At 75.2% G+C, this 11,032-nt stretch carries 9 protein-coding genes; 6 read left to right on the plus strand and 3 right to left on the minus strand.

What is annotated here, in order from left to right; genetic code table 11:
• Positions 1-277 precede the first annotated feature (277 nt).
• On the plus strand, positions 278-1,366 hold the full coding sequence (locus ACZ407_RS34345; protein ID WP_468135362.1) for a tetratricopeptide repeat protein: 1,089 nt from the start codon (positions 278-280) through the stop codon (positions 1,364-1,366).
• Positions 1,367-1,387: 21 nt separating this feature from the next.
• Here ACZ407_RS34345 and ACZ407_RS34350 read toward each other — a convergent pair whose 3' ends face one another.
• Complete coding sequence (locus ACZ407_RS34350; protein ID WP_468135364.1) at positions 1,388-2,137, minus strand: class I SAM-dependent methyltransferase; 750 nt, start codon at positions 2,135-2,137, stop codon at positions 1,388-1,390.
• Between the two features lie 130 nt (positions 2,138-2,267).
• A complete protein-coding gene (locus tag ACZ407_RS34355) occupies positions 2,268-3,005 on the minus strand; it encodes a PaaI family thioesterase (protein WP_468135366.1) in 738 nt (245 codons plus the stop codon).
• Positions 3,006-3,262: 257 nt separating this feature from the next.
• On the opposite strand from ACZ407_RS34355, the gene ACZ407_RS34360 reads away from it, so the two are divergent.
• The 3 genes from ACZ407_RS34360 (at position 3,263) to ACZ407_RS34370 (ending at position 8,658) form a co-directional block, all read left to right on the plus strand.
• Positions 3,263-4,966, plus strand: coding sequence for a glycosyltransferase family 2 protein (locus tag ACZ407_RS34360; protein ID WP_468135368.1), 1,704 nt, complete (start codon positions 3,263-3,265; stop codon positions 4,964-4,966).
• A gap of 47 nt (positions 4,967-5,013) precedes the next feature.
• Entirely contained in the window at positions 5,014-8,133 is a 3,120-nt protein-coding gene (locus ACZ407_RS34365) for an SGNH hydrolase domain-containing protein (RefSeq protein ID WP_468135370.1), read from the plus strand.
• Between the two features lie 141 nt (positions 8,134-8,274).
• Positions 8,275-8,658: a peptidoglycan-binding domain-containing protein gene (locus ACZ407_RS34370; RefSeq protein WP_468135372.1), complete on the plus strand. Its 384-nt coding sequence runs from the start codon at positions 8,275-8,277 to the stop codon at positions 8,656-8,658.
• Between the two features lie 62 nt (positions 8,659-8,720).
• Here the strand turns inward: ACZ407_RS34370 and ACZ407_RS34375 are convergent, their stop codons facing one another.
• The gene (locus ACZ407_RS34375) at positions 8,721-9,722 is read right to left on the minus strand and encodes a LuxR C-terminal-related transcriptional regulator (protein ID WP_468135374.1); all 1,002 of its coding nucleotides are present in this window, start codon (positions 9,720-9,722) and stop codon (positions 8,721-8,723) included.
• Positions 9,723-10,114: 392 nt separating this feature from the next.
• Here ACZ407_RS34375 and ACZ407_RS34380 point away from each other — a divergent pair, with 392 nt between their 5' ends.
• Positions 10,115-10,411, plus strand: coding sequence for a hypothetical protein (locus tag ACZ407_RS34380; RefSeq protein WP_468135376.1), 297 nt, complete (start codon positions 10,115-10,117; stop codon positions 10,409-10,411).
• Positions 10,412-10,444: 33 nt separating this feature from the next.
• Positions 10,445-10,894, plus strand: a complete 450-nt coding sequence (locus ACZ407_RS34385; protein WP_468135378.1) for a helix-turn-helix transcriptional regulator — start codon at positions 10,445-10,447, stop codon at positions 10,892-10,894.
• The last annotated feature ends 138 nt before the right edge of the window (positions 10,895-11,032 follow it).

Consider the following 11,032-nt stretch of genomic DNA (forward strand, 5'->3'; position numbering starts at 1 on the left):
CCGGGATCTACGACCTGACGCTCCTGAACAAGGTCCTCAAGGCCGCCGGCAAGCCCGCGGTCTCCGACGCCGGCCTCGGCGCCAAGTAGTCCGCACGCGCAGCCCCGCCGCACCGGCCCTCCCTGGCCGGTGCGGCGGGGTGCGACCGCCGCCGCCCCACGCCGGTACCCGGTTCGGAGCAGCACGGGGGCCCGAACGAGTGCGCCGCGGCCCACCGCCCGGCCGGACACCCGGCGTGCCGGGCCCCCCGCGCGGCTGCGTTCCGTAGGGTCCGGGCGTGAAGCCGACCGTCTGCCTCTGCATGATCGTGAAGAACGAGTCCGCCGTCATCGAACGCTGCCTGGCCTCGGCACGGGACCACATCGACACCTGGGTCATCACCGACACGGGCTCCACCGACGGGACCCGGGAGCTGATCCGCGACGCGCTCCACGGGATCCCCGGCGAACTCCACGAGGAACCCTGGGTCGACTTCGGGCACAACCGCAGCCGCAACATCGCCCGCGCGCACGGCAAGGCGGACTACCTGCTCCTCCTCGACGCAGACCTGGTCCTGCGCCAGGACGCCCCGCTGCCCCCGCTGGCGGCGGACGCGTACATGCTCCGCCACGAAGGGGAGACCGAGTACCGCATCAAGCGCCTGGTCAGCGGCCGGCTGCCGTGGCGGTACGAGGGCGTCACCCACGAGTTCATCACCTGCGACCGCACCGAGAGCGTCGCCCACCTGGACGCCCTGGTCATCGAGGACCACGGCGACGGCGGCTCGAAGCACGACAAGTTCGAACGCGACGCCCGGCTGCTGACCGCCGAGATGGAACGGGACCCGGCCAACGCCCGGACCGTCTTCTACCTGGCCCAGACCATGCGCGACATGGGCGACCGCGCCCGGGCCATCAGCCTGTACGAGCAGCGCGCGGCCATGGGCGGCTGGGCGGAGGAGGTGTACCAGTCCCTGCTCCAGGTCGGCACCCTGCACGGCGACAGCGGGGACCCCGGCGCCTGGCCGGCGGCCATGGACGCCTTCACCCGCGCCTGGGAATCGCGCCCCCAGCGGCTGGAGGCCTGCTACGAACTGGCGGCGCGCCTGCGGCTGCGGGGCAGCCACCATGCGGCGCACGCCATCGTGCGCGCCTGTCTGGACCGCCCCGCCCCCGACGACGTGCTGTTCACCCAGCCCTGGGTCTACCGGTGGGGGCTGCTGTTCGAGTACTCGATCACCTCGTACTGGGTCGGGGACATGACCGCCTCGATCGACGCCTGCGACCGGCTCCTCGCCCTCCCCGACCTGCCCGCCGTCTACCGCGAGCAGACGCTGCACAACCGCGGGCTCGCCCTCCGGCGGCTGGCCGAGCCGGCGCGGGTCTGACCCCCCGGAGCCCCCGCCCCGCTACTGCGCGGACGCGAGGAAGCGCAGCGGCGCGGGACGCCGTACCGGCGGGGCGGGCACCGCGGGCGCGAACGGCTTCGAGAACAGGGCCAGCAGCCCGGGGTGCACCACGCACAGCGGCATGCGCCCGGTCTCCGCGGCCGCCTCCCGCAGCCGCTCGTCGCGCGCCAGGCGCTCCGGACCGACGTACAGGTAGGCGTTCTGCGCGTACCAGGGCTCGATCTCCGGGTCCTCCCACAGGCGCGAGCGGAGGCAGTCGACGAGTGCGTAGCCCCAGCGGCCGAAGTGCTCGCGCCAGTAGTTCGGCCACTGCTCGTTGCGGTGGTCGCTCCCCGTCTGGCCGGGCACCGCGGCGGAGAAGAGCACCACCTCGGACAGCGCGCAGAGTTCGGCGACCAGAGAGCCCGCGCGCTCGGGGTCCAAGTGCTCGGCCACCTCCACGCACATCGCCAGGTCGAAACGCCGCCCGACCGGCTCCAGCGGCCGCGCGAGGTCGTGACGTACGAAGCAGTCCGCCGGAATGCGCAGGGACTCCTCGTCGACCCACGGGCCGTCGACGCCCAGGAGCGTCCCGGCCCCCAGCTCGCCCGCGGCCCGCAGCCAGGAGCCGGTGCCGCAGCCCAGATCGGCCACGCTCTCGGGCCGGACCAGATCGAACACCAGCGGCAGCACCCGCGCGGCGGACCGCGCCGAGCCGTCCTGCTGGCTCTCGTAGAACCACGCGCCGTACGCCGCACCGTCACGGGACATCGGATCATCACTCCCACTCGCGTTCCTCACCCGGTGCAGCGACCCTTCCACACCGGACAGCGGCCCGGGCTCTGCCACGCGGGCCGGGCGGCGTGGAAGGCGGCCGGCGGGGGAGCGGGGGCCGCTCCCGTCAGCGGGCGGCCGTGCGCGGGACCACCCACAAGGCCTCGGCGGTGGCGCAGAGTTCGCCGTCGGCGGTGGCAACGGCCGTGCCCACCCCGTACTTGCGTTCCGCGGAGGACAGCAGCCAGGAGTACGAGACCAGCCGCTCGCCCGCGCGGACCGGCCGCAGCAGCCGGGCGCCGAGCGCCGCGGTGACCGCGCCGGCCGGGCGCCCGTCGAGCAGGCGGCCGGCGGCGTTGCCGGGGCAGTCCAGGGCGCCCCACACCAGTTCCGGCGGCAGCAGCCCGTCCGCCCCGGCGAGTTCCGGGCCGGGGGTCCAGGCGGTGGCGACCAGCGCCCGCCCGGGCACCGGGCCGCAGTGCTGGCGCAGCCCGGTGGCGGGAGTGCGGTCCAGTCCGCAGCCGAAGCAGTCGGTCTGCCCGTCCGGCGGGGCGGCCCGGTAGGCCTCCGCGGCCGCCTGCGCCTCGGCCCAGGAGGGGGCCCGGGGTACCTCGGCGCCCTGCGCGGCCGGGCCGGCGGGTACGGCGGCGGCGAGCAGCAGGTCCCCTCGGGACAGGGTGCAGCCGCCGTCGCCGGTCGGGGAGAGCAGTACCGGCTGCCCGGTGGGGACGGGCCGTCGGAAGTCCACGCGGACGTGCTCCGCGGCGGCCCGCCCGGCCAGCACGCCCGCCACGTATCCGCCGAAGGCGACCCCGGTGTAGCCGTGGAGGTGCTCGGGGATGGTGATCGTCTCGATGTCGCTCATGCGGTCACCTCATCATGGCTCCTTGGCCGGGGCCGGGCCGGGGCCGGTCCACCGGCCGGACACCTGGGCGATCGCGCTCTTCGTGTGCCGTTCACACGCCTGTGACCTGCGTATTTCATACAGAGGTGTGGACCATTCAGGACTCGCCAATCCCGTGGCCGATTCCGCCTGTTGGCCTCCTCTTTGGCGAATGGTCTATACCTCTGCCGTTACGGTGAAGGTTCTGCAACGGCACGCATCCAGCCGTGGGGGGCTCCATGACCGTGCACCACCTTCCGCAACCTCCGTCCGACGAAGAGCTCTACTGGTACTTCGGCCCGCAACGGCGCTGGGTCCTCGTCGGCACCTCGCTCGCCTTCGTGTTCACGGCGGTGACCATGCTCACCTTCGCCCTGCGCACACCCGCCCTGTGGGCGTTCCTCGCCGTCCTCGGGCTCAACGTCGTCGCCCTCGTCCTGTCCTCCGTCAACAGCCTGCGGCAGCGCCGGCTGACCCGGCAGTCCCACGAGGTGCTCGTGCACGCCTGGCAGCCCGCCCGGGCGCCGGGCGTGGACCTCTACCTGCCGACGTGCGGCGAACCCCTGCCGGTGCTCGCCAACGCCTACCGCGCCGCCGCCGCGGTCGACTGGCCCGGCCCGCTGACCGTCTGGGTCCTCGACGACGCCGACCGGCCCGAAGTCGCCGCGCTGGCAGACTCGTACGGCTTCGAGTACGTCGTACGCCCCGACCGCGGGCACCTGAAGAAGGCGGGCAACCTCAACCACGCCCTGACCCTCAGCAGCGCCGAGCTGATCGCCATCCTCGACGCGGACTTCGCGCCCCGGCCGGACTTCCTGCACCACCTCGTGCCCTACCTGTCCGACCCCGGCGTCGGCATCGTGCAGAGCCCGCAGTGCTTCGACACCGACGAGACCATGGGCTGGATCCAGCGGGCCGCCGGCGCCGCCCAGGAGTGGTTCTTCCGCTGGATCCAGCCCTCCCGGGACGCGAGCGACGCCGCGATCTGCTGCGGCAGCAACGCCGTCTACCGGCGCAGCGCGATCGACGCCGCGGGCGGCTTCGCCCGCCTCGACCACAGCGAGGACCTCTACACCGGACTCGCCCTGCACGCCCGCGGGTACCGCACCCTCTACGTGCCCGTCCTGGTCGCCAAGGGCACCTCCCCCGACGAGGTCACCGCCTTCGTCAACCAGCAGTACCGGTGGGCGATGGGCAACCTGCACCTGCTCGGCACCCCGGTGCTGCGGCAGATGCGGGCACCCTGGCGGATGCGGCTCTGCTTCTACGAGGGCATCGTCGGCTACCTCACCACCGCCGTGAACACCTTCGCCGCGCCGCTGCCGCCGCTCGTGATGATGTTCTGGTACCCCGACGACATCCGGCCCTGGCACGTACTGCCGCTGCTCGCACCCCTGTGGCTGTGGCACGTGCTGCTGCCCCGGATCAGCCGCACCCGCTGGCGGGTCGAGGTCATCCGGGCCAACGTCCTCACCAGCGTGGCCGCCGCCACCGCGTTCCTGCACACGATCCGCGGGCGAAGCGCCGCCTGGGTGCCCACCGGAGTGCGCAGCAAGGGGGCCCGCGGGGGCATGGCCCGCCGCGTGGTGGCCGTCTCCCTGGTCTGGCTGCTCGCCTCCAACGGCGCCGCCGCGGCCGGGCTCGCCCTCGCCGTCGCCCGCAACGGCTGGGAACCCAACTGGGGCCTGCTCCTCTACCTCCTGGTCCAGTGCCAGATCAACGTCCCCCTGATCCGCGAGCTGGCGCGCGAGCTGCGCCCCGCCCGGACTGCGGCCGCCCCGGGCCGGCTGCGGATCCCGCAGGCCCTGCGCCTGCGGCTGCATCCCGGTACGGGCATGCTGCCGCGCCGCTGGCCCGAGACCCTCGCCGCGTCCGCCCTGCTCCTGCTCACCGGACTGCTGGCGTCCGGCTGGGTCGACCCGATGCTCCCGTGGCTGGGCTGAGACCCGGCCGCAACGAACCTCCGGCCGAACCGAAAGGCCTCATCACCATGGCTTTCCCCGTGGCACCCGGCTCCCGCGGCCTGCGGGGGCCCGAGGGCCCACCGTCCGCCGGCGCGCCCACCGCGGCGCCCGCATCCGCCCCGGCACCCGTCCCGTCCACCGCGGCGCCCGCACCCGCCCCGTCCGGGCGGAACCCCGGCGCCGAGTCCGGGCCCAGCCCGCACCGGTCCGCGTTCCGGCCCGACATCGAGGGCCTGCGCGCGGTCGCGGTCCTCGCCGTGCTCGCCTTCCACGCCGGACTGCCCGGCGCCGCCGGCGGGTTCGTCGGCGTGGACGTCTTCTTCGTCATCTCCGGCTACCTGATCACCGGCCTGCTGGTCCGGGAGGCGATCACCACCGGCCGGATCCGGCTCGGCGCCTTCTTCTCCCGCCGGGCCCGCCGCCTGCTGCCGTCCGCCGCCGTCGTCCTCGCCGCGGTCGCGGCGGCCGGCGCCTGGCTGACCGTGCCCCTGCGGCGCACCGACCTGGAACGGGACGTACTCGCCGGGGCGCTGTCCGCGGCCAACTGGCGGTTCGTGTCCCAGCAGACCGACTACCTCGCGGCCGGCCAGGCCCAGAGCCCGCTGCTGCACTTCTGGTCCCTCGCCGTCGAGGAGCAGTTCTACCTGTTCTGGGGACCCCTGCTGGCGCTCCTCGTCCTGCTCTTCGGCACGGCCCGCGCCGCCCGCCGCGGCCGCGCCGTCCGGCTGCTCGTGGCACCGGCCGCCGCCCTGCTGGTCGCGGTGTCCTTCGCGCTGTCCCTGCACTGGACCGACCGCTCCGCCTCGCTCGCCTACCTCGGCACCCCCGCCCGCGTCTGGCAGTTCGGGGCCGGCGCCCTGCTCGCCCTGCTGCCCTGGCACCTGATGCGCGGCCCGCGGATCCTGCGGGTGCTGACCGGATGGGCCGGGGCCGCGGCGATCGCCTGGTGCGTCCTCGCCTACGACTCCTCCACCCCCTACCCGGGCTGCGCGGCCCTGGTGCCCACCGCCGGCGCCGCCGCCGTGATCCTCGCGGCGATCCCCGGACGCGGCGAGCGCTACACCGAGGAGCCGTTCGGCGTGGGGCGGATCCTGGCCCGCCGGGTGCCGCGGGCGATCGGGCGGCTGTCGTACAACCTCTACCTGTGGCACTGGCCGGTGCTGGTGCTGGCCGAGGCGTGGGCCGGCCGTCCGCTCGGCCCGGCCGCCAAGACCGCGCTCACCCTCGCGTCCGTGCTGCCCGCGTACGCGGCCATGCGCTGGGTCGAGCGGCCGCTGCGGCGCAGCCGCACCGTCTCCGCACACCCGCGCCGCGGACTGGCGGTCGGGGTCTCGGCCATCGTCCTCCCGGTGGTGCTGGCCCTGGTCGTGGGCAGTACGACGGTCCGCCTGCTGGGCCCGGCCGGCCCGGTGGACCCCGCCGGGCTGCCCCCGGGCGCGGCCTCCGGTCCCGCCCTGCTCGCCCGCAACCCGGGGGTGGCGTACGCCGACGGCCCGGTGGTGCCCGCCCCGGCGCAGGCCCGCAGGGACTTCCCGCCGGACGCCGGGTGCGAGGTCGCGCCGGCCGTGACCCGCAGCCCGGAGTGCCTGTTCGGGGACGTGGACAGCCCCGACCGGATCGTGCTGCTCGGCGACTCGCACGCGGGCCAGTGGTTCTCGCCGATGCTGGCGCTGGCCGCCCGGCGCGGCTGGGCCCTCCAGGAACTCGTCAAGCAGGGCTGCCCCCTGCCGCAGGTCGCCGTGCACAACCCGCAGCTGGGCCGCGGCTACCGGGAATGCGACACCTGGCGGGCGGACGCCCTGGAGCGGCTGCGCCGCGGGCCCCGGCCCCGGCTGATCGTCATCGGCTCGCTCAACCGCTACACCGCCGACCCGCAGCGCCTGCTGGCCGGCTGGGAGAAGACCCTCGCCCCGCTGCGCGCGCTCGGCGCACCGATCGTCTACGTCGAGGACACCCCGGTGCCCGGCACCGACATCCCCGCCTGCGTGTCCGGCAGCCCCGGCCACCCGGCCGACTGCGCCTTCGACCGCGCCGGCTCCCGGCAGCCCGACCCGCTGGCCCGCCGGATCGCGGCCGGCGCCCTGCCCGGCGTACGGAGCATCAGCGTCAACCCGGTGCTGTGCCCGGGCACCGGTCCCACCTGCCCGGCGGTCCGCGAACGCATCCTGCTCTACCGGGACGACGCCCACCTGACGAACGCGGCGGCCGTGGTGCTGACCCCGCGGCTGGAGCGGCTGCTGACGGAATCCGGTGCGCTCCCCGCCGCCGGTGCGGCCGGCGACGTCGGCCGGCCCGGCCGGGACGGCTGGACCAGGCTGCTGCGGGACGAGTTCGACGGCCCCGCCGGCAGCCCGCCCTCGGCGGCGAACTGGATCCACGACACCGGCACCTGCTACCCGGGCTGCCCGGCCCCCCAGTGGGGCACCGGCGAGATCGAGACGATGACCGCCTCGACGGACAACGTGCGCCTGGACGGCAAGGGCGTCCTGGAGATCGTCCCCACCCGCAAGGACGGCCGGTGGAGCTCCGGGCGCATCGAGACCCGGCGCTCGGACTTCGCGGCCCCGCCCGGCGGAGTGCTGCGCATCGAGGCCTCGCTCGCCCTGCCCGAGGTCACCGGCCCCGAGGCCGCGGGCTACTGGCCGGCCTTCTGGACGCTCGGCGCCCCGCTGCGCGACGGCTACACCGGCTGGCCCGCCGTCGGGGAACTGGACGTCATGGAGCAGGTCAACGGGCGCGACACCTTCTTCGGCACCATGCACTGCGGGGTGCCCGACGGCGGTCCGTGCCGGGAACCCGCCGGCCTGACCTCGGGTCCGCAGCCCTGCCCCGGCTGCCGCACGGGCTTCCACACGTACGCCGTCGAAGTCGACCGCACCCCCGGCGCCGAGGAGGTGCGCTGGTACCGGGACGGCCGGGTCCACCACCGGGTGCCCGCCCGCCGGATGCCCGCCGCCACCTGGCGACAGGCGGTGGACCACGGCCTGTTCCTGATCCTCAACGTCGCCATCGGCGGCAGCCTGCCGCGCGCCGACGGGGCGACGGCGGGCCCGGCCACCGAGCCGGGCCATCCGCTCCGGGTGGACCACGTCACCGTCTCGGTACGGGAGAGGACGGCGCCCGCCGGCGCACGGTCACGCCCCTGAGGAGACAGGAACCGCTCGTGAGCGGTTGCGCTCACCCGGCGCGTCTTCCTCCGGCACCCGGCTCCGCCCGATGCTCGACCTGCACCCGGCCGGGGCCCGCCAGGGCCCCGTGCCGGACCGGCCACTCGGAAAGGACCGAACGTGAACCGCTCGCACCACGCACCCCTGAACGCGCACCGCCTGGCCGGGGGAGTCCTCGCGCTCTCCCTCGCTCTCGGCGCACTCGCCGCGGGCGGGTCCGCCGCCCGGGCGGCGTCCGACCCGGGGCCCTCCTCGGCGACCGGGTACTGCAACCACTACTCGGGCTACGCGCTCACCGTGCAGGGGGACACCGGCAGCCGGGTCAAGGAGGTCCAGTGCCTCCTGGGCCTCGTCGAACTGCCGGTGCGGATCGACGGGGTCTTCGGCCCCGAAACCACCCGGCGGGTCAAGGAGTTCCAGCGGATGGTGCACCTGACCGCCGACGGCAAGGTGGGCACCCAGACCTGGCGGGCCCTGTACCGGCTGGACCCGGAGGGCCCGTGATCCCCGGCAGGGCCACCGGCTCCTGCCAGCCGCCGGCTGCGGCCCGCCCGCAGCCGGCCCGGTCACAGCCAGCCGGCCTGAGCAGCCCGCAGCCCGGCCTCGAACCGGCTGCGGGCGCCCAGGCGTTCCATGATCGACGCCATGCTGCGGCGGACCGTACTGAGGGAGACGCCCAGCCGGCCCGCCACGCGCTCGTCCGTGAGGCCCGTGGCCAGCAGGCCCAGCAGCTCGCGTTCCTGGGCGCTGAGGCCGGACCCCGGATGCGGCGCCCGCTGCGTGCCGAAGGGCAGCGCGACCTCCCACACCTGCTCGAAGAGGGTCCCGAGCGCGGCCACGGCACCGGCCGCGTGCAGCACCACCACACCGCGGCGGCTGTCGTCCGGATCCAGCGGGACGAGCGCACTGGCCCCGTCCACCAGGATCATGCGCAGCGGCAGGGCGGGGACCGTGCGGACCTCCCCGCCGGCCTCGGTCAGCCAGCGCGCGTACTCCAGGGTGGGCCCGCTGTTGCGGACGCTGTCCAGGCAGACGGTCCGGATCCGCACCCCGCGGCCCAGCACCTGGGCGTCGTTGCTCCGGGCCGCCGCAATGGACTCGGCGGAGTGCCCGCCGCCCGGCATGAAGGTGCAGACGGAGGCTGCGGCGCCGTCGGCGATCCGCTCCAGCCGGTCGCGGACCGCGTCCATGCCGACCAGCCGTTCGCTGTCGGGCCGGCCGTCGGTGCCGGTGCCGGTGCCGGACGGTACGGCGAGGTCGGAGATCATGCGGGTGACCGCGGCATGGCTCGCGTCCAGCTCACGGCGGCGCTGCTCCAGCTCGTCCTGCTCCCGGCGCAGCAGCAGCCTGAGGCCCAGGGTCGGGTGGATCGCCCGCCAGCCGTCGGGCCGCTCCGCCGACTCCCTGAGCAGCGCGAGCTCGGCCAGCCGGTCCAGCGCGCCGCGGACCTGCTCCTCGTCCAGACCGGTCCGGTCGGCGATCTGCTCGACGCCCCAGCCTTCCGGCTGCCCGGCCATCAAGCGGTAGATGGCCTCGGCCGACGTGTCGAGCCCCAGTGCGGACAGCATCAACGCCTCCCCGTGTGCACACAACGATTCCGTGGTCGCCCTGCCGCGTGTGGACAGCAGTGTGCGCGAGCGGGGGAGGCGGGTCTTGTAGAAAACGGTGCCGCGGCCGGGGCCCGGCGCCCGGCCCTGACACCAAGTGCTCAGGGGGACTTGGTGTCACCGGATGCCCCTTCCCGGTCCGCCGGCGCTCGGCAAGACTCGGCACCGCGAACACGGCGGGCCCGCCTCCCAGACCGACCGCGCACCTCCCCGTCCTTCCCTCGGAAAGAGGCAGCTCATGTTCCACACCTTCGTCGGCAGCACCGGCATCCCGGGATCTCCCGGCTTCGGATCGTCCGGCCTCTCCGGATTCTTCGGCCTGGCGGGCCTCTTCGGCCTGATCTGGGACTGACGTGCCCCTCGTCATGGTCCTCATCGCCCTCCTGGCACCCCCCGGCCAACCCGAACGGTCCGCCGACCGGCATCTCGTGAGCGATGCCGTCTGGGCCGCCGCCGCGCCCGGCGACCGGCTGGAGCACGTCTACGCCCGCCCGGCGGAAGGCCGCCTGGACCTCGCCCTGTTCCTCCTCGCCACGGGCGCGGAAGAGGCCGGGGCGGCCGGCGACCGGATCCTCCGCAGGGCGCTCGCCGCCGCCCCGGTGCTGGCCGGCTGGCATCCGGCCGGCCCCCGCGGGCTCCGAGGACCGTGACACCACATCCCGACCCCCGTTCAAGGGAGGAGCATGGTGCACCCGCACCCGCCCCGTACGCAGGGTCCGTCCGGACCGCACCCCTATCACGAGCTGCTCACCGAACGGGAGCGGCTGCTCAGGGCCCAGCACCGGCTCTTCGCCGAACAGCAGGCCCTGCTGGACCAGTTCGGGCTGCTCTTCGCCCGCGCCGCCCCCGCGGGAGCCGAGCCGGCCGGGGCCCGGGGCCCCGGTCCGGCCGCGGGGGGAGCCCGTACGGCCGATGCCGGCCCTGCCGCGCAGCCGCCGTCCCCCGTCCAGCGGCACGTCCTCGTCCTGCTGTCCACCGGGGCCAAGGACGGGGCGATCGCACGCCGGCTCAACCTCAGCGAGCGGTCGGTCCGCCGGCACGTGGAAGCGCTGGCCCAGCGCGCCGGAGCCAGCAACCGCTTCACGCTCGCCCTGGCCGCGATCCGGTACGGCTGGCTGACCGCGGACGGCTGACCGCGGCCCGGTCACACCCCGGGCCGAGGCCCGTCCGGGGTGGCCGCACCCCCGGGGGGGGGGGGCAGGGAGGGCCCCTCACCGACAGGGGTCTCCTTTCCCCCTTTTCCCCCGCACCCCCAGATTCTTGAATTGGGG

It is taken from the genome of Streptomyces sp. NPDC030809 (assembly GCF_055572195.1).